Below are 18374 nucleotides of genomic sequence, written 5' to 3' on the forward strand. Positions count from 1 at the left end.
GTTTCGTCCGTATACGTGGTTCATTTGGCCGAATTTCGCTCACTTTGTGATCGATAAGTTTTCTGCGAGCCCTAAACCTCAAACCACCGATGGGCCGTCGTGGTGATTGGTTGAGCCTTTGATCTTGATTCTGGTGACGGTGGACGCGGGGTAGCTGCTGGTCTGCCCAGCTTTTCCTGTGGGGTCCTGGTTGTCGGGTCGTGTGATGATGTTCAGGTTCGTTGTGGGTGGCCGATGATGTTGTGCCACAGGGTGATCCAGGCGGGTTCCCAGGGCCAGTGGGTGGGTAGGTGCAGGATCGGTTTGCGCTGGGGTCGGGCCAGGCGTGCGGGGATGTTGACCAGGTGTCGGCGCAGGGTGGTGCCGCGGGTGTTGCGGTGGCGGGTGCCGGCCAGGGTCGCGGCCGCACGCAACAGGTTATGTGCGATGGCCGCGCAGATCGCCCATGCGCAATTGGCGCCGAAGCGTCCAGAAGGTATGTGAGCCAGGGGTCCGTCGATGAGATCTGCGAAGGTGGTTTCGATGATGGCGTGGCGGCGGTGAGTGATGTCAGCGTCGGTGGCGGGCTCGGTGGAGTTGGTGAAGAACGGGTGATACCGCCAGATCGGGAACAGTCCGTCGGGTTGGGTGGCGTCTTTGACACGGCGCACGATCAGGCGGGCGGTGATCGCCTCGGTATCGGATTCGGCCATGGTGTAGGTGGTCTCGGCGACTTCGGCGTCAGAGATCCATGCTCCGGTATCGGGATCGAGTACGGCGCCGGGGTATTTCACCGGGGTCCACGCGCCCTCGGGAATCGCGTCGATGGCGCGTTGCACTGCGGTGTTGCGGGTCAGCACCAGCGAGAACACCGCACCGTAGCGGCGGCAGGTCCGGATCACCGCACGGTTGCCGTAGGCACTGTCACCGCGCACGGTGATCAGCCCGCTCACCCCGGCTGCGCGGGCAGTGGTGATCGCCTGGGCGACCATACGGGCCGCACCTTTGCCGGAGTTGGCTTTGCCGGCGCGGAGCCGGATCCCGGTCACCACTGGGGGCGCGGTGTCGGTACTGACGGTGGTGACCAGAGGCGAGAGGCCTTTGCGCAGGACCTGCTTGCCGGCGATCTTGGTGTGCCCGTAAGAGGCGCCCTGCTTGGCGTGTCCATAGACTGGGCGCACCAACGAATCGATATCGATGAAGGCACGCACCTGCGCGCCGGGCAGCAGATCGGTCCGTTTGCATAGACCGGCCAGATGCTCGGCCAGCACCGAATCCAACTGGCGGGCATGGCCGAAGGTGAACTCCCGCAACAGAGTTCCCACCGTTGAGGGCGCATACACCCGGTGAAAAAGGGTCTTCATCCCGCCGGCGCGGACCAGGTCGACATCGTCGATGTAGTCCGCGCCCGCGCATGCTCGCGATCAGGGTGGCCAGTTTCGGGGCGGGGTTGGCCGACCCGGACTTGATCCGAGGTGCCGTGATGTGAATCTTGTTGGCCAACAACTCCGACAGGCCAGCCTGCTCAGCCAAGACCATCACCGGCACCAGGCCCGCGCACGACACGAGATTGTCCTCATCGAATACGGCGGACTGCGGGGTGAAGGTGTGGGACACTCGCACTGGAAGTGCCTTTCTCGAACTGGACCGATTGTTGCCTGAAGAACACCAATCATCCCAGCTCAGAGGGCACTTCCTTATACCGACACCCCGACAGACAGCTCATTCGTCAGTGGATCCAGGCTAAAGCCCCGTCGGAGGCGCCATTTCACGCCACTTCGTGCCCTTCCAGGCACGGTTCAGGCCCCTGGGCCCGTTCTAGGCCTTCGCTAGGCCTTCGCTAGGCCTTCTGTAAGGCACGGTCGACCAGTGCGCCGATGGCGGGTGCCAGCAGCCGGGAGTATCCCGTCGTCACGTGGTTGTCGTCGCGGAACACCAGCGAGTTACCGACGATCACCGGGCAGCGCTCCGGGGTGCAGAACAGGTCGGTCAGGTCCGCATACTGCCCCCCGCCGGCCTCCGTCGCCGCCCGCTCCGCGGCAATCCCGTCGCCATTGACGGCGACCGACCGAGACGGTGCGCAGGCGCCGGCATCGTCCAGGTGCGCCGACAGGCAGGTCGGCACCGACGACTGCGGATCCGGGACGGGCCCCAGCACCAGCACCGTCGAACCCATCCCGCGCAGCAGTGAAACGGCACTGGTCAGCGCGGCGATCCAGGCGGGGTCGTAGGAGGCGAAGCTGAAGTCTGCTTGGTAACGCCGGCTCATGCTCAGGATCACCAACCGTGGCCGCTCGGCCTCCAGCCGAGCCACGATCTGCCCGCGCCACTGTTCGCACTCGGTGTACTTACGCCCCAGGTAGGGGCTGACGATGGGGAGATCGAGCAGGGGGCAGGTCACTTTTGCCATCGTCTCCAGCCGCCAGTGGCGCTGCTCGGCGACCTGTTGCATGGCCGGGTCCCACATGGCCGCGTGTGAGTCGCCGATCAGGGCCACGGTCGTCGACGCGTTGCCCGCGTCCCCGGGCACGGAAGCGCATTCGCTCTGGCCGACGTCACGCCAGGACCGCAGGCAGCCGTTGACGAACACCGGAGCCTTGTCACCCGGCGCGCTGGCCAGCGGCGGGTTCAGATTGGACGGGACGGCGCGCAGCGTCGCGGCCGCCGCGAGCGCGGCCCGCACCTGCGCGAAGGCTTGGCGCACCGCGGCTTCCTGGGGGCTGACGGCTTCCGTGTCGGGCGTTGGTGGCAGCGGGATGATCCTGGCCTCCGGCGCGGCGGCGCCATGTCCTACCGGGGCGGGCACTGCCGTCAGCAACACCGCGCATGCGCATGCGGCAACGCCCGTGACGGCGCCCGCCATGGCCAGGCTGGCCCTGGCTGACTGCCGCAGGGCGGCGGCGAACCGACCCGGGTTCTCCACGACATACATGGTGATCACCGCGAGTCCCGCGGACACCGTCGTCGCGGCCAACCGTCCCGGCAGACCGTCGGGGTCGCCGATGAGCGGTGGCATCAGCAGCAGCACCGGCCAGTGCCAGAGGTACCACGAATAGGACACCCGCCCGATCGCGCGCATCACCGGCTGGCACAGCACCCGCCCCACCCCCAGGCTGCCGGTGACCGACCCGCCGCCGATCACCAGGGCCGTGCCGAGCACGGGCAGCAGCGCCGACGTACCCGGATACGGCGTGTGGGGTCCCAGTTGAGTGCAGGTCAGCAGGATCAGCGCCAGGCCGCCCCACCCCACGATCGTCGCGGGCAGGAGCGGCAATCGGCGCCATTGGCGGATCGAGACGGCCACCAGGCCGCCGACGGCCAGTTCCCAGGCTCGGGTGGGTAGCGAGAAGAACGCCCAGGATGGCGACGTGCGGGTCCACACCATGGCGGCACCCAGCGACGCGGCCGTCACGATCGACAGCAGGACGGCGTAAGGGGCAGCCCTTCCGGAATCCCTGCCGGCGCGTCGCACCAGCCATGCGGTGCCGATGATCAGCGCCGGCCACAACAGATAGAACTGCTCCTCCACGCCCAGCGACCAGTAGTGCTGGAACGGGGACGGCGGGAGATCGGAGACCATGTAATCGGTGCCCTGCATGGCGAACCGGTAGTTGCCGACGTACAGGGCGCTGGCGATGCCGTCGACGAACACCCGTCGTGCCTGCAGCGGCGGCAGCGCCACGGCCGCCGCGATCGCGGTGACGACGGCGACGGTGGCCGCCGCGGGCAACAGGCGGCGGGCCCGGGCGCCGTAAAAGCGGCCCAGGGCAACGGTGTTGGTGGTGCTGACCTCACGCCACAGCAACCCGGTGATGAGGAAGCCCGAGATGACGAAGAAGACGTCCACGCCGATGTAGCCGCCGCCGACACCCGGTATGCCCGCGTGGTACGCGACGACGGCGATGACGGCGATGGCGCGCAAGCCCTCGATGTCGGGCCGAAACGAAAGGCGAGGGATGCGCCGCTCCGCTGCGCGGGGCTGGCGAGGGGTGTCCACGTCCGTCAAGACGCCATCCAGGCGAGTTCGCCGGGCAGCTGCTGTCTCCAGTAGTCCACGTCGTGTCCGCCGGGGGCAAAGCTGCCCGCCGGCTTCTTCTTCAGCTGGCTGACGAACTGGGATGAGGAGAAGAAGAAGCGGTCGGCCAGGCCACAGTCGACCCGAATGGGGATCTGGTTGAGCACCGGCAACCCGAAGACGGTGTTGCGGCTCCAGTCTTCGACACTGTCGAACGCACCGGGCGCGCTGCCGAGGTAGGACATGTAGAGCGCCGGGCTGATCGCGCAGATCCCGGCCGTGCGTTCCACACCGAGCCGCGCGCCCAGCAGCAGGGCGCCGTAGCCCCCCATCGACCAGCCCATGAAGCCGACGCGCGAGGTATCCATGCCCATCGAGGCGAGCATCGGCAGCAGTTCTTCGAGAACCATGGTGCCGGAATCTGTTCCGTCCGCGCGTCGGTGCCAGTACGAGCTGGCGCCGCCGTCGACGCCGACCACGGCGAACGGCGGCTTGCCGGAGTGGACCAGTTGGGCAAGCGCCTCTTCGACGCCGACGTCGAGCATCATGTTCGCGTCGCCGTCCTTGCCGTGCAGGGCGATCACCGGGCGCAGCATCTTGGTCTGGCCCGGCGGCATGACGATTACCCAGTTGGTCTTGACACCGCCGCGGGCCGCGGAGACGAACGAGCCGGTCATCTTGGTGGGCAGCGTGCTGCCAGCGCTCGGCGGTTCGAACGGTACGGGTGCCTGCGGTGCCGCCAAGGGCTTCAGCGGATCGATCAGTGCGCTGAGTGCGAACACGCCTGCCGCTCCTGCGCTGGCGCCGGCGGCCATGCGCAGCACAGAACGGCGATTCAGCTCAGCCACGAAGAGCATTTTGCCGTCCCGACAGGCATTTTCGCGTCGAGCCACGCCGGATCGGAAGATTCCCGTAATGCCCGCGTGATTTCCGGCTGGTTCGGTGCGGCGAGCGGGGCGGTTGAAGCTGCTAGCGTCCGGTCATGCGGACCGACGGTGGGCAAACGGACGACCTGGGTGCCCCCGACCAACTGCGCCCGGGACTTTCGCAACGGCAACTGAGCATGATCGCCATCGGCGGGGTCATCGGCGCGGGACTGTTCGTCGGATCGGGCGTGGTGATACAGACGACCGGGCCGGCCGCATTCCTCACCTACGCGATCTGCGGGCTGCTCATCGTGTTGGTGATGCGGATGCTGGGCGAGATGGCGACCGCGAATCCGTCGACCGGATCCTTCGCCGACTACGCGACCAACGCATTGGGACCCTGGGCCGGGTTTTCGGTCGGTTGGTTGTATTGGTACTTCTGGGTGATCGTGGTCGGCTTCGAAGCGGTCGCCGGCGCGAAAGTTCTCAACTACTGGTTCAATGCGCCGCTATGGTTGCTGTCGCTGTGCCTGATGGTGTTGATGACGGCGACCAACCTGTTTTCGGTGTCCTCGTTCGGCGAGTTTGAATTCTGGTTCGCCGGAATCAAAGTCGCCGTCATCATCATCTTTCTGGGCGTGGGTACGGCGTTCGCACTTGGGCTGGTGTCCGGCCACCGCCGGGATTTCTCCAACCTGTACTCGCACGGCGGGTTTTTTCCGCACGGCATCGGTGCCGTCTTCGCGGCCATCGTGGTGGTGATCTTCTCCATGGTCGGTGCCGAAGTTGTCACCATCGCCGCCGCGGAAAGTCGCGACCCCGAACGTGCCATCGCGCGGGCGACGAGGTCGGTGGTCGTCCGCATCGTGATCTTCTTCGTCGGATCGGTCTTCTTGCTCGTCGTGCTCATGCCCTGGAACTCAGTGGAACTCGGGGCATCTCCCTACGTGGCCGCCCTCAAGCGCTTGGGTTTGCCTGGCGCGGATCAGATCATGAACGCGGTGGTGCTCACCGCGGTGTTGTCGTGTTTGAACTCGGGCCTGTATACCGCGTCCCGCATGTTGTTCGTGCTGGCCGCTCGGCAGGAGGCGCCGGGCCGGTTGGTGAAGCTCAGTCGGCGCGGGGTGCCGGCAACCGCGATCCTGTTCTCGTCGGTGGTGGGCTTTCTGTGCGTGCTGATGGCCTGGCTGTCACCCCGCACCGTGTTTCTCTTCCTGCTCAATTCGTCGGGCGCAGTCATCTTGTTCGTCTATCTGCTCATCGCGCTGTCGCAGATCGTGTTGCGTCGCCGGACGCCAGCGGAAAAGCTTCGGGTGAAAATGTGGTTCTTTCCCATGTTGTCCATCGCCACCGTGCTGGGCATCGTCGCCGTACTGGTGCAGATGGCGTTCGACCTCGAGGCGCGCAGCCAGTTGTGGCTGAGCCTGTTGTCGTGGCTGGTGGTTCTCGTGGTGTACTTCGTCACCAAAGCCGCCGAGCGTAAGTCGTTGCGACCCGGGTGAATCGACGCGGGCAGTTATGCGCCGTCGTGCCACTGCCTTTCGACCGCCTTGACCAGCCCGGTCAGGGTCGCGTTCACCGGCGCTTCGACCCCCACGCGCGCGCCCTGCCGTGGAATGGCCCCGTTGATCACGTCGATCTCGCTGACCCGGCGCGCCTCGTGGTCGAGCAGCGCAGAAGGCTTCGCCTTGGGCATGCCGGCGCCGAAGGCGCGGACGTGCGCGACGGGATCGGTGACGGCAACCGCGATTCCGGACGCCTGGGCCACCGTCCACGCCTCCGTCGCCGCGGCCCGACTGACCGGCCCAACGTCCGGGTCGTCCATCACCTGTCCCACGGTCATCCCCGTCAATGCACATGGCGCGCTGTAGGCGACGTTGCAGATCAGCTTCTCCCACTGCATGGCGGCGATATCGGTGACCGCGGCGGCGTCGAAACCGGCATCGGCCCACACCCGCGCGATCGATTCGACCGTCGCGTACGGCAGCGATGAGTATGCGCCAAAACGCATGGCGCGCATGGCGTTGTGGCGCACGTGCCCCGGAGCGACCTGGGCGGCGCCGAATCCGCTGGCGATCCCGACCGCGAGCCGTGCGTCACCGACGATGCTCGCAACCGTCTCGGCCGACCCCAGGCCGTTCTGGATGGTCAGCACCGACGTATCCGCGCCCAACAGCGGAAGCGCTTGTTGCGCACCGGCTGTCACGTCGGCGGCCTTGACCGCGATCACCACCAGGTCCATCGCCTCGGTGGGGGCGGTGGTGCTGGCCCGCAACGACACCGTCTGGTCGTAGTCGGGTCCGGTGACCCGTAGCCCGTGTGCGGCGATCTGGTCGATGCTGGGCTGGTAGCGGTCGATGGCCAGCACGTCGTTACCCGCGGCGGCGAGCTTGGCCGCATACACCGAACCCATTGCGCCACAACCGATTATCGCGATCTTCATGTTGTGCTCCTAGCTCGTCAGGTCCGTGATCAGCTCGGCGAGCCCCGCCTTCTGCTCCAGGCCGAAGCCCGGGGCGTCCGTCGGGGAGATCCTGCCCTCGTGCAGGGCGCAGCCGGCGGAGTAGCCGCCGAACGGCTGGAAAACGCCCGGATAAGACTCGCATCCACCCAGACCCAGCCCGGCGGCGATGTGCAGATTGATCAGATGGCCGCCGTGCGGGAAGGCGAACCGTCGATCGAAGCCGTGTGTCTCGAGCACATCGAGCATCCGTACGTACTCACTCAGTCCATAGCTCAGGCCCGCGTCCATCTGGAAGATGTCGCGTCCCGGCCGCATGCCGCCGTACCTGACCAGATTGGTCACGTCGGGCACCGAGAACAGGTTTTCACCGGTGGCAACGGCGCCGTCGTAGCACGCCGTCACCGCCCGGTTGCACTCGAAATCCAGTGGATCTCCGGGCTCTTCGTACCAACGCAACCCATAGGGCGCCAACGCCGACGCCCACTGCGTCGCGGCGGCACGGTCGAACCTGCCGTTGGCGTCGACGGCGACCCGAGGCCCGCCGCCGACGATATCGATGACGGCCTCGACGCGGGCCAAGTCATCGCGCATCGGCGCGCCGCCGATCTTCATCTTCACCGCGTCATAGCCGAGGTCGAGGTAGCCGCGCATCTCGTCGCGCAGGGCGTCCACGGCACTGACACCGCTCCCGCCGTAGTAGTAGTAGCCACCGGCGGCATAGACCGGGACGCGCGACGCAGGTTCCCGTCCGAAACGACGAGCGATGGTCGCGTACGCGGGTTCGTCGGCGAGCTTGGCCGCGAGATCCCAGCAGGCCAGTTCCAAGGCCGCGGCGGCCGCGGCCCGGTCACCGTGTCCGCCTGGCTTCTCGTCGCGCAGGGCGCACGCCAGCACCGCGGCCGGGTCAATGCCACCGGACTCGTCGAGCAGCGTGTCCGGGGCCGCGTTCAGCACGCGGGGGATCATCCGGTCGCGCAGGATCCCGCTTTGGGCGAACCGACCGATGGAGTCGAACGCAACCCCGACGACGGGCTTGCCGTTTCGGTGCTCATCGGTGATCAGGGCAACCAGCGAGACCGTATGGCTGCTGAAGTTGACCAGCGCGTTGGCCGGGCCTTTTCCGCCGTGATCAAGTCCGACCGTGCGCTCGACGATCGCAGAAATGCGCACGGTCTCAGGACGTCTTGGTAAACAGCACCACTTCCTCGAACGGCAGGTTCTTGAAAATGGGTCCCCAGATGCCGTGCACGTACTGCGACGCTTCGGTTTTGGTGACTATGCGCGGGTCGGCAATGCCGAAGGTCTTCGTGTTGCGTTGCACCTGCCCGCCGCCGGCAGCCTTGATGTTCTTCAGCCAGTCCCGGTCGGGACCGTAGGCCAGCGGGATCGCGATTCCCACGCGGCCGTCCACGGTGGTGTAGAAGGCATTGACCGGGGTCCGGTACTTCTTGCCCGAACGCCGTCCGACATGCTCGACGATCGCAAACGGCGGTAGCCAACCTGCCCACATCCGCTGAATGGGGTTGGTGACGTGACGGTTGAATCTGGCGAGTCGTTGCGGAAATTGCATGCGTTCACTCTTGCATCTCAGGAGGTTCGCGTCAGCAGCACCGCTTCCTCAAACGGAAGAACGGAGAACACCCGGCGAACCGGGCCCGTCACGAACTGCGCCGCCCGCGCCTTGGTCATCACTTGAGGGTTGGCGACGCCGAAGGTCTTCCCGTGGCGCTGCATGTCTGCCCCGCCCGCCGCCTTGAGGTTTTTCAGCCAGTCGCGGTTGGGGCCGTAGGTCAGCATGATCGCCAGCGCGGGTTGTCCGTCGATTTGGGCGTTGAACACTATGAGCGGCGTGCGGTAGGGCTTGCCTGAGCGGCGACCGACATGCAACAGGATGCCGTGCAATGGGATCCACCCCGCCCACAGGCGCTGCACGGGGTTGGTGACGTACTTGTTGAACCGGGCCAGCCATTGGGGGAGTCGCATGTTTCTATCCTGTGGGCAGTAGTTTCATCGCGAGCCGAGCGGCGCGCGACGGCGGTGGGTGCCATGGCAGTGTGTCTTCGGGCGGCCATGCGTAGCAAGGGGTTTGATCGCTGAGCAGCCGCCGCAGGCCGGGGAGCGCAAGTTCGGCGGCCGACCAGTCGTACAGGGCTTGCACGCGCGGCACGATCACACCCACATCGAGCACATGCGCCAACCGGTGTTCGGCCTCGATGTAGGGGTCCAGGTCGTCGCCCAACGGGTAGCGGTCGGGCAGCACCCGCGACAGCGACATGAAGATGCCGGTCATGCCCAGCCGCGGATCGCCTAATGGTCGGCCCACCGGCGCCAGCCGGCCCAGCGCCAGGCGGGGTGCGGCCACCAGCGCGTGGGCGTACAGAACCCGCATCAACACCAGGTTGAGGAAGAAGCGCTCCACCCGACTTTCCTTGGTCGCGAGGTGTTCATGGTCCAGGTAAGCGCTGGCGACGCTCATGTTGTGCGCCCGATACCAGCTCACGGCCGAGGGCTTGCTGATGTACTCGCACCAGGCGGCGACGGAGGGGGTACTCGGGGCGCCGGGACTGCCGAAGGCAAGCGCGCGGGCTTCGGAACCGTCGTAGAGGATGCGTTCGTTCATCGCCCGCCACCAGGGGCTGCCCGGGCTGGACGACTCGCTCGGGTTGAGCAGCTTCCTGCGCAGTTGCCATTTCATGAACGCCGTCGCGGCCCCCCGGTAGGGCAGATATCCGCGGTCCAGTTGGGACGGGACGCGGTAGGAGGCCCGCATCAGCGCCAGTCGCGCGTTCGGGTCGTCGCGCACCGCGGCCACCCTGGCCTGCGCGATTTCGCTGGCTGACCGGGGTACCACAACCTCCCTCTTACACCCTGTAGTTGAACGGGGCGCGCGGGCTGGGACACTGGTCGGCATGAGCAGGACTGATCAGGCGAACGCCGTAGCGGTATCGGCGCAGCTGTTCGAGGACGCCTGCACGCGCATCCCCGGTGGGGTGAACTCGCCGGTGCGCGCGTTTTCCGCGGTCGGCGGCACGCCGCGGTTCATCACCGAAGCGCACGGCTGCTGGCTGACCGACGCCGACGGCAACCGCTACGTCGACCTGGTCTGCTCGTGGGGTCCGATGATCCTGGGTCACGCGCACCCGGCCGTGGTCGACGCCGTCGCCAAGGCTGCCGCCAACGGCCTGTCCTTCGGGGCCCCGACGCCGGCCGAGTCCGAGCTGGCCGCCGAGATCATCGAGCGGGTGGGTCCGGTCGAGCGGCTACGGCTGGTGAACTCCGGCACCGAGGCCACCATGAGCGCGGTGCGGCTGGCCCGCGGGTTCACCGGACGGGCCAAGATCGTCAAGTTCTCCGGCTGCTACCACGGGCACGTGGATTCGTTGCTCGCCGACGCGGGTTCGGGGGTGGCCACGCTGGGTTTGTGTGACGACCCGCAGCGCCCGGCTTCGCCGCGCTCGCGATCGTCACAGGGCCTGCCATCGTCGCCCGGAGTCACCGGCGCCGCCGCGGCCGACACGATCGTGTTGCCCTACAACGACATCGACGCGGTACGGGAGACGTTCGAACGCTTCGGCGACCAGATCGCCGCGGTGATCACCGAGGCCAGCCCGGGCAACATGGGCGTCGTCCCGCCCGCGCCCGGCTACAACGCCGCGCTGCGCGCCGTCACGGCGGAAAACGGCGCCCTGTTGATCGTGGACGAGGTCATGACCGGCTTTCGGGTCAGCCGAAGTGGTTGGTACGGAATCGATCCCGTGGACGCCGACCTGTTCACGTTCGGCAAGGTAATGAGTGGTGGGCTGCCGGCGGCCGCGTTCGGCGGGCGCGTCGAGGTGATGGAACGCCTGGCGCCACTGGGCCCGGTGTATCAGGCGGGCACGCTGTCGGGTAACCCGGTGGCGATGGCCGCGGGACTGGCTACGCTGCGGGCAGCCGACGCCGCGGTCTACACCGCGCTGGACGCCAATGCCGACCGCCTGGCCGGGCTGTTCGCGCAGGCCCTGACCGAAGCCGGTGTGCCACATCAGATTCCGCGGGCCGGCAACATGTTGAGCGTGTTCTTCACCGATACCCCGGTGACCGATTTCGCCTCCGCCCGCGCCACCGAGACCTGGCGCTATCCGGCGTTCTTCCACGCCCTGCTCAACGCCGGCGTCTACCCGCCGTGCAGCGCCTTCGAGGCATGGTTCGTCTCGGCGGCACTGGACGACGACGCGTTCGAGCGGATCGCCGACGCGCTACCTGCCGCGGCGCGCGCCGCGGCCCAGGAGGAAAGACCCTGATGGCCGAAGAAACCCGAGTTCATGTGGTGCGCCACGGCGAGGTGCACAACCCCACCGGGGTCCTCTACGGTCGGCTGCCCGGCTTCCGCCTGTCCGAGCGCGGCCAGGCCCAGGCCGCGGCGGTCGCCGACGCGCTGGCCGGACGCGACATTGTCGCGGTTATCGCCTCCCCGCTGCAGCGCGCCCAGGAAACCGCCGCGCCCATCGCCGCCAAGCACGACCTGCCCGTGGACACCGACCCCGACCTGATCGAGTCGACCAACTTCTTCGAGGGGCGGCGAGTTGGCCCGGGCGACGGGGCTTGGCGCGACCCGCGGTTCTGGTGGCAACTGCGCAACCCGTTCACCCCGTCGTGGGGTGAGCCCTACGCCGAAATCGCCGCGCGGATGGCGACGGCGGCCGAGAAGGCGCGGGTCCGCGGCGCCGGTCACGAGGTGGTGTGCGTCAGCCACCAGTTGCCGGTCTGGACGCTGCGGCTGCATCTGACCGGCCGGAGGCTCTGGCACGACCCGCGGCGCCGGGAATGCAACCTGGCTTCGGTGACATCGCTGATCTACGACGGTGATCGGCTGGTAGATGTCGAGTATTTCGAACCCTTCGGCGCTTGATCATGCGGCGTTTGGTGATCGCGACAGCGGTGGTGGCTTTCCTGCTCACGGGATCGCTCACCGGCTGTTCGGGACGCGACGCCGTCGCCCAGGGCGGCACGTTCGAATTCGTCTCACCGGGCGGCAAAACCGACATCTTCTACGACCCGCCCGCCAACCGGGGCCGTCCCGCCCCGCTGTCCGGGCCCGACTTGGCGGATCCGGCGCGCACCCTGTCGCTGGACGAGTTCGCAGGGCGCGTCGTCGTCATCAATGTGTGGGGTCAGTGGTGCGGTCCCTGCCGGGCGGAGGTCAGCCAACTGCAGCGCGTGTACGACGCCACCCGGGACGCCGGGGTCTCCCTCCTGGGGATCGACGTGCGCGACAACAACCGCGCAGCCGCCCAGGACTTCGTCGCCGACCGGCACGTGACGTTCCCGTCCATCTACGACCCGGCCATGCGTACCCTCATCGCGTTCGGCGGCAAGTACCCCACCACCGTCATTCCGTCGACGCTGGTGCTCGACCGCCAGCACCGGGTCGCCGCGGTGTTCCTGCGTGAATTGCTGGCCGAGGACCTGCAGCCAGTGGTCCAGCGGGTAGCCGCCGAGGACGCGGCCCCACCCGGACCACAATGACCGGGTTCACTGAAATCGCTGCAGCGGGGCCGCTATTGGTGGCGCTCGCGGTGTGCATGCTGGCGGGGTTGGTGTCGTTCGCCTCGCCGTGTGTGGTGCCGCTGGTGCCGGGCTACCTGTCGTATCTGGCCGCCGTCGTCGGCGTCGAAGACGGGCAGGCTGTGGCCGGCCAGGCCGGTAACGCCGGCTCGGCCGGTAACGCTGGCACCGTGAAGGCGCCGCCCGCCGCGCGGTGGCGGGTGGCCGGCTCGGCGGCGCTGTTCGTGGCGGGGTTCACCACGGTGTTCGTGCTGGGCACCGTCGTGGTGTTGGGCATGACCAACACGTTGATAACCAACCAGATGGTGCTGCAACGGGTGGGCGGGGTGCTGACCATCGTGATGGGGCTGGTGTTCGTCGGGCTGTTTCCCGTGCTGCAGCGGCAAGCGCGGTTCAGCCCGCGGCAGTTGACGACGGTCGCTGGGGCACCGTTACTCGGCGCCGTGTTCGCCCTGGGCTGGACGCCGTGTCTGGGGCCGACGTTGGCCGGAGTGGTAACGGTCGCCTCGGCCACCGACGGTTCCAACGTGGTGCGCGGAGTGCTGCTGGTGATCGCCTACTGCCTGGGGCTGGGGATCCCGTTCGTGCTGCTGGCGTTCGGTTCGGCGTGGGCGGTGGCTGGCCTGGGTTGGCTGCGCCGACACACCAGGGCCATCCAGATCTTCGGTGGCGTGTTGTTGATCCTCGTCGGCATGGCTCTGGTCACCGGGGTGTGGAACGACTTCGTTTCCTGGCTGCGCGACGCCTTCGTCTCGGACGTGAGGCTCCCGATTTGACCCGGCAAGAGGTGGCGCGAGCAGACGCAAACTTGCACGAAAACGGGCGTTTTCGTGCAAGTTTGCGTCTGCTCGCGGGGAAAGCGCGCAACCTGTGGCGGTCGTTGACCTCGATGGGGACGGCGCTGGTGCTGCTGTTTCTCCTCGCGCTGGCAGCGATACCCGGGGCGCTGCTGCCGCAGCGCAGCCTCAACGCCGGCAAGGTCGACGAATACCTGAGTTCGCATCCGACCATCGGCCCGTGGCTCGACGAGTTGCAGGCCTTCGACGTGTTCTCCAGCTTCTGGTTCACCGCCATCTACGTGCTGCTGTTCGTCTCGCTCGTCGGCTGCCTGACCCCGCGGATGATCGAGCACGCGCGCAGCCTGCGCGCCACGCCGGTGGCCGCGCCGCGCAATCTGTCCCGGCTGCCCAAGCACGCCCGCGCCGAGCTGCCCGCCGATCCGCACGAGCTGAACGCCCTGGCAAACAAGATCGTCCGTCGGCTACGTGGCTGGCGCACGGCGATCCGGCATCAGCACGGCTCAGAAGCCGGCCCCGAAACCGTCCCCGAAACCGTCCCCGAAACCGTAGAGGTCTCCGCGGAAAAGGGTTACCTGCGCGAGTTCGGCAATATCGTCTTCCACTTCTCCCTGCTCGGCCTGCTGGTCGCGGTGGCCGTCGGGAAGTTGTTCGGCTATGAGGGCAACGTGATCGTCATCGCCGACGGCGGCCCCGGGTTCTGCTCGGCGTCGCCGGCGGCGTTCGACTCGTTCCGCGCCGGCAACACCGTCGACGGCACCTCCCTGCATCCGATCTGCATCCGGGTCAACGACTTTCAGGCGCACTACTTGCCATCCGGCCAGGCCACCTACTTCGCGTCGGACATCGACTACCAGGCCGGAAACGATCTGGCGTCCAACACCTGGCGCCCCTACCGGCTCGAGGTCAACCGCCCGCTGCGCATCGGCGGCGACCGGGTTTACCTGCAGGGCCACGGCTACGCCCCCACCTTCACCGTCACGTTCCCGAACGGCCAAAGCCGCACCTCGACCGTGCAGTGGCGACCCGACAACCCGCAGACCCTGCTGTCCTCGGGGGTGGCGCGCATCGACCCGCCGGCGGGCAGCTACCCGACCGGCGACGAACGTCGCAAACACACCATCGCCATCCAGGGCCTGCTGGCACCGACCGAACAGCTCGAGGGCACCCTGCTGTCGTCGCGCTTTCCGGCGCTCGACGCTCCCGCGGTGGCCGTCGACATCTACCGCGGTGACACCGGCCTGGACAGTGGGCGTCCGCAGTCGCTGTTCACTCTGGATCACCGGCTGATCGAGCAGGGCCGGTTGGTCAAGGAGAAGCGGGTCAACCTGCGCGTCGGGGAGCAGGTCCGCATCGACCAGGGCCCGGGCGCGGGCACCATCGTCCGATTCGACGGCGCCGTGCCGTTCGTGAATCTGCAGGTTTCCCACGACCCTGGCCAGGGCTGGGTGCTGGTGTTCGCCATCACAATGATGGCCGGCCTGCTGGTATCCCTGCTGGTGCGCCGACGGCGGGTCTGGGTTCGGCTTATGCCCGCCGCTGACGCTGCAGGTACGGTGAGCATCGAGCTGGGCGGCTTGGCGCGCACCGACAACTCCGGGTGGGGCGACGAGTTCGAGCGGCTGACTGAGCAGATAGTGGCGGGGCTCGGCGAATCGGCTTCAGCTCCCGAGAAAGCCACCAGAACGACCTCTGAGGTGGACGTCACGTGAATACCCCGAACATCGACATCGGCCTGGCCAGGTACTCGGACTGGGCGTTCACCTCGGCCGTGGTCGCGTTGGTGGTCGCCCTGCTGCTGTTGGCCATCGAGCTGGCCTATGTCCGCGGCCGCAAGGTCGAGGAGCGCGAACTGGTGTCCGCCGGAACGGTGTCTAAGGACGATGCCACCCCGGGGATCGTGGTCGACGCCCCGCAACGGCGCCTCGACGAACGCGTGGGGCGGGCCGGCCTGGCCGTGCTCTACCTCGGCATCGGCCTGCTGCTGGCGTGCATCGTGCTGCGCGGCCTGGCCACCATGCGGGTCCCGTGGGGCAACATGTACGAGTTCATCAACCTGACCTGCATGTCCGGACTGGTCGCGGGCGCAATAGTGCTGCGGCGTCCGCAGTACCGTCCGCTGTGGGTTTTCCTGCTGGTTCCGGTGCTGGTGCTGCTCACGGTGTCCGGACGCTGGCTCTACACCAACGCCGCGCCGGTGATGCCCGCACTGCAGTCCTACTGGCTGCCCATCCACGTCTCGGTGGTCAGCCTCGGCTCCGGGGTCTTTCTGGTCGCCGGCATCGCCAGCATCCTGTTCCTGCTGCGCACCTCTTCCCTGTCCGACCCGGAGGCCGAGGGCCGGTTGGCCCGCGTGGTGCAGCGACTCCCGGATGCGCAGACCCTGGACCGGATCGCCTACCGAACCACGATCTTCGCCTTTCCCGTGTTCGGTTTCGGCGTGATCTTCGGCGCCATCTGGGCCGAGGAAGCATGGGGCCGTTACTGGGGCTGGGACCCGAAGGAAACCGTTTCGTTCATCGCCTGGGTGGTCTACGCCGCATACCTGCATGCCAGGTCAACGGCGGGTTGGCGGGACCGCAAGGCGGCCTGGATCAACGTCGCAGGGTTCGTCGCCATGGTCTTCAACTTGTTCTTCGTTAACCTGGTGACAGTTGGCCTGCATTCCTACGCGGGCGTGGGCTGACGGTCAAGCAACCGACCCGAGATCTGCAACCAGGGGGAGGGCCTACGTGTCCGAGCAGCCAACGACGGGCGTGGGGGCGCCCCGCACCCAAGACGGCGGAGCCGGTAACGGCGACCCAGACGGTGCGACCAGACAGTTTTCTACCCAACCGCATGCCGGCGACCCGCCCACCGAGTCCGGCTACGATCCCGTAGCCGAGTCGCCGACGCGCGCCTTCGCCGGGTTCCGCACCGAACGGCGGCCGCCGGCGCCGCCCGCACCGTCCGGGCCGCCCACCGCAGCCGGGCCCGCGCCCGGTCCTGGGCCCGCGCCCGGCCCTAGTCCCGCTGCCGGCCCTGGGCCCGCGCCCGGCCCACCCGCCTGGGACTCCACTCCCGTCACCGGCCTGCCACGGGTCGATCCGACCGCCTACGGGGCCTACTACTCCGAGCCCCACCGGCTGGTAGACGAACCCGAAACGCCGGCCGAACGGCCCCAGTTTCGCCCGGAACCGTTGCCGCACACGCCGTACCCCGAACTGGCCACCACCACGTTGCTGCGGCCGGTCAAACCGCCGCCGTCGGAAGGCTGGCGCCGGCTGGTCTACGTGTTGTCGGGTCAGCTGATCAACCTCGGCGAAGGGCCCCGAGCGACCCGGTACAACGACCTGGTCGCGCAGGTCAACCGGCCCTTGCGCGGCTGCTACCGGATTGCGCTGCTGTCGCTGAAGGGCGGCGTGGGCAAGACGACGATCACCGCGACGCTGGGAGCCACCTTCGCGCACGTGCGCGGTGACCGGGTGATCGCGGTGGACGCCAACCCTGATCGCGGCACGTTGAGCCAGAAGGTCCCGCTCGAGACGCCGGCCACGGTGCGCCACCTGCTGTGCGACGCCGCCAGCATCGAGCGCTACAGCGACGTCCGCGGCTACACCTCGCAAGGCCCCAGCGGCCTGGAAGTGTTGGCCTCGGCCAGCGATCCGGCGGTGTCGGAGGCGTTCAGCGCCGAGGACTACTCCCGCACGCTGGAAATCCTGGAGCGTTTCTACGGCCTGGTGCTCACCGACTGCGGCACCGGACTGCTGCATTCGGCGATGTCGGCGATCTTGGAGAAGTCCGACGTGCTGATCGTGGTGGCGTCGGGGTCCATCGACGGCGCCCGCAGTGCGTCGGCAACGCTGGACTGGCTGGAAGCGCACGGCCACGAGGATTTGGTGCGCAATTCGATCACGGTGATCAACGGGGTGCGGCCCCGTTCGGGCAAGGTCGACATGCAAAAGGTGATCGACCATTTCGCCCGGCGCTCCCGCGCCGTGCACCTGGTGCCCTTCGACCCGCACCTCGAGGAAGGCGCGGAGATCTCGCTGGAGCGTTTGAAGCGGCACACCCGCGAGGCCCTCACCGAATTGGCGGCGGTGGTGGCCGACGGGTTTCCAGGCGATCAGCGGAGGGCCAACCCGAACTTCACCTAGTGGGGGACCGAGTGCGGGTTAGCGGGGGTCTTGTCCGCCCTGACCCAACCGGCGCAGGAACTCTGGATCGTCGTCGGGGCCGATCACGCGCGTGGTCGGCCGGCTCGGCTGCGCTCGCGCAGCGCGCCAGCCTAGATAGATAAGCGTCCCCAACACCAGGACGACGAGCAGGTAAAGCACTCGACACCTCCTGCTAGCGAATATACCCGTGACAGGGCTGCCACTAGGCTCTAGATGTGTCGGAAGCGCCCGAGGACAACATCACTGGGACTCGCGGGACCCTCTACGTCGTGCTTTACGCGGTGGCCCGGTTCCTGCTGGCGATCGTGGTCAGTGCCGCTATCTATGGGGTGGCGCGATTACTCGGGGTGTCCGAATTCCCGCTGGTGGTCGCCGCGTTGTTCGGTCTGATCATCGCGATGCCGCTGGGGATCTGGGTTTTCACGCCGTTGCGGAGACGGGCGACGGCGGCATTGGCGGTGGCCGGTGAACGCCGGCGCAAGGAGCGTGAGAAGTTGCGGGCCCGCTTGCGCGGTGAGGCGCTCCCCGACGGCGACGAAGAGGCGTGAG

The 18374-nt window shown here is 67.6% G+C and carries 17 protein-coding genes and 1 pseudogene; 9 read left to right on the forward strand and 9 right to left on the reverse strand.

The features are described from left to right. Window positions 1–212 precede the first annotated feature (212 nt). The 3 genes and pseudogenes from G6N68_RS01940 to G6N68_RS01950 form a co-directional block, all read right to left on the reverse strand. Window positions 213–1602 (reverse strand): annotated as a pseudogene (locus tag G6N68_RS01940) (IS1380 family transposase). A gap of 217 nt (window positions 1603–1819) precedes the next feature. After that, window positions 1820–3985, reverse strand: coding sequence for an acyltransferase family protein (locus G6N68_RS01945; RefSeq protein ID WP_163707167.1), 2166 nt, complete (start codon window positions 3983–3985; stop codon window positions 1820–1822). After that, the gene (locus G6N68_RS01950; protein WP_163707170.1) at window positions 3982–4851 is read right to left on the reverse strand and encodes an alpha/beta hydrolase; all 870 of its coding nucleotides are present in this window, start codon (window positions 4849–4851) and stop codon (window positions 3982–3984) included. The genes G6N68_RS01945 and G6N68_RS01950 overlap by 4 nt, the downstream gene beginning before the upstream one ends. Before the next feature lie 125 nt (window positions 4852–4976). Between G6N68_RS01950 and G6N68_RS01955 the strand changes: the two genes are divergently transcribed. Next, a complete protein-coding gene (locus G6N68_RS01955; RefSeq protein WP_163707173.1) occupies window positions 4977–6362 on the forward strand; it encodes an amino acid permease in 1386 nt (461 codons plus the stop codon). Between the two features lie 14 nt (window positions 6363–6376). Here G6N68_RS01955 and G6N68_RS01960 read toward each other — a convergent pair whose 3' ends face one another. From G6N68_RS01960 to G6N68_RS01980, 5 genes are read right to left on the reverse strand one after another with little or no spacing between them, the layout of a single operon-like run. Then, the gene (locus G6N68_RS01960; RefSeq protein ID WP_163707175.1) at window positions 6377–7303 is read right to left on the reverse strand and encodes a ketopantoate reductase family protein; all 927 of its coding nucleotides are present in this window, start codon (window positions 7301–7303) and stop codon (window positions 6377–6379) included. 9 nt (window positions 7304–7312) lie between these two features. Continuing rightward, window positions 7313–8494 carry an enolase C-terminal domain-like protein gene (locus G6N68_RS01965; RefSeq protein ID WP_163707180.1) on the reverse strand — a complete coding sequence of 394 codons (1182 nt, stop codon included), beginning with the start codon at window positions 8492–8494 and terminating at the stop codon, window positions 7313–7315. A 4-nt stretch (window positions 8495–8498) separates the two neighbouring features. Then, the gene (locus G6N68_RS01970; protein WP_163707182.1) at window positions 8499–8894 is read right to left on the reverse strand and encodes a nitroreductase family deazaflavin-dependent oxidoreductase; all 396 of its coding nucleotides are present in this window, start codon (window positions 8892–8894) and stop codon (window positions 8499–8501) included. Between the two features lie 17 nt (window positions 8895–8911). After that, window positions 8912–9307, reverse strand: a complete 396-nt coding sequence (locus G6N68_RS01975) for a nitroreductase family deazaflavin-dependent oxidoreductase (RefSeq protein WP_163707185.1) — start codon at window positions 9305–9307, stop codon at window positions 8912–8914. 4 nt (window positions 9308–9311) lie between these two features. Beyond that, window positions 9312–10175 carry a hypothetical protein gene (locus tag G6N68_RS01980; RefSeq protein WP_163707188.1) on the reverse strand — a complete coding sequence of 288 codons (864 nt, stop codon included), beginning with the start codon at window positions 10173–10175 and terminating at the stop codon, window positions 9312–9314. 58 nt (window positions 10176–10233) lie between these two features. On the opposite strand from G6N68_RS01980, the gene hemL reads away from it, so the two are divergent. From hemL to G6N68_RS02015, 7 genes are all read left to right on the forward strand, one after another. Then, entirely contained in the window at window positions 10234–11607 is a 1374-nt protein-coding gene (hemL, locus tag G6N68_RS01985; RefSeq protein ID WP_163707191.1) for a glutamate-1-semialdehyde 2,1-aminomutase, read from the forward strand. After that, window positions 11607–12215, forward strand: a complete 609-nt coding sequence (locus G6N68_RS01990) for a histidine phosphatase family protein (protein ID WP_163707195.1) — start codon at window positions 11607–11609, stop codon at window positions 12213–12215. Before hemL ends, G6N68_RS01990 begins: the two co-directional genes overlap by 1 nt. A 2-nt stretch (window positions 12216–12217) precedes the next feature. Continuing rightward, window positions 12218–12832, forward strand: coding sequence for a TlpA disulfide reductase family protein (locus G6N68_RS01995; protein WP_163707197.1), 615 nt, complete (start codon window positions 12218–12220; stop codon window positions 12830–12832). After that, entirely contained in the window at window positions 12829–13647 is an 819-nt protein-coding gene (locus G6N68_RS02000; protein WP_163707200.1) for a cytochrome c biogenesis CcdA family protein, read from the forward strand. The genes G6N68_RS01995 and G6N68_RS02000 overlap by 4 nt, the downstream gene beginning before the upstream one ends. Window positions 13648–13739: 92 nt before the next feature. Then, the gene (locus G6N68_RS02005; RefSeq protein ID WP_163718027.1) at window positions 13740–15380 is read left to right on the forward strand and encodes a cytochrome c biogenesis protein ResB; all 1641 of its coding nucleotides are present in this window, start codon (window positions 13740–13742) and stop codon (window positions 15378–15380) included. Beyond that, window positions 15377–16354, forward strand: a complete 978-nt coding sequence (ccsB, locus tag G6N68_RS02010; RefSeq protein WP_163707203.1) for a c-type cytochrome biogenesis protein CcsB — start codon at window positions 15377–15379, stop codon at window positions 16352–16354. The genes G6N68_RS02005 and ccsB overlap by 4 nt, the downstream gene beginning before the upstream one ends. Before the next feature lie 46 nt (window positions 16355–16400). After that, a complete protein-coding gene (locus G6N68_RS02015) occupies window positions 16401–17804 on the forward strand; it encodes a MinD/ParA family ATP-binding protein (RefSeq protein WP_240355330.1) in 1404 nt (467 codons plus the stop codon). An 18-nt stretch (window positions 17805–17822) separates the two neighbouring features. Here G6N68_RS02015 and G6N68_RS02020 read toward each other — a convergent pair whose 3' ends face one another. Next, complete coding sequence (locus G6N68_RS02020; protein WP_139805254.1) at window positions 17823–17984, reverse strand: hypothetical protein; 162 nt, start codon at window positions 17982–17984, stop codon at window positions 17823–17825. 56 nt (window positions 17985–18040) lie between these two features. On the opposite strand from G6N68_RS02020, the gene G6N68_RS02025 reads away from it, so the two are divergent. Beyond that, window positions 18041–18373: a DUF4229 domain-containing protein gene (locus G6N68_RS02025; protein WP_069421148.1), complete on the forward strand. Its 333-nt coding sequence runs from the start codon at window positions 18041–18043 to the stop codon at window positions 18371–18373. The last annotated feature ends 1 nt before the right edge of the window (window position 18374 follow it).

Source organism: Mycobacterium bourgelatii (genome assembly GCF_010723575.1).
GTDB classification, from domain to species: Bacteria; Actinomycetota; Actinomycetes; order Mycobacteriales; family Mycobacteriaceae; genus Mycobacterium; species Mycobacterium bourgelatii.

Bases quoted from the DNA above. Each gene is read 5' to 3' on its own strand.
- G6N68_RS01990 (WP_163707195.1), top strand. From the start codon at position 11,607: ATGGCCGAAGAAACCCGAGTTCATGTGGTGCGCCACGGCGAGGTGCAC.
- G6N68_RS01960 (WP_163707175.1), bottom strand. From the start codon at position 7,303: ATGAAGATCGCGATAATCGGTTGTGGCGCAATGGGTTCGGTGTATGCG.
- hemL (WP_163707191.1), top strand. From the start codon at position 10,234: ATGAGCAGGACTGATCAGGCGAACGCCGTAGCGGTATCGGCGCAGCTG.
- G6N68_RS01950 (WP_163707170.1), bottom strand. From the start codon at position 4,851: ATGCTCTTCGTGGCTGAGCTGAATCGCCGTTCTGTGCTGCGCATGGCC.
- G6N68_RS01955 (WP_163707173.1), top strand. From the start codon at position 4,977: ATGCGGACCGACGGTGGGCAAACGGACGACCTGGGTGCCCCCGACCAA.
- G6N68_RS01995 (WP_163707197.1), top strand. From the start codon at position 12,218: ATGCGGCGTTTGGTGATCGCGACAGCGGTGGTGGCTTTCCTGCTCACG.
- G6N68_RS01970 (WP_163707182.1), bottom strand. From the start codon at position 8,894: ATGCAATTTCCGCAACGACTCGCCAGATTCAACCGTCACGTCACCAAC.
- G6N68_RS02000 (WP_163707200.1), top strand. From the start codon at position 12,829: ATGACCGGGTTCACTGAAATCGCTGCAGCGGGGCCGCTATTGGTGGCG.
- G6N68_RS01975 (WP_163707185.1), bottom strand. From the start codon at position 9,307: ATGCGACTCCCCCAATGGCTGGCCCGGTTCAACAAGTACGTCACCAAC.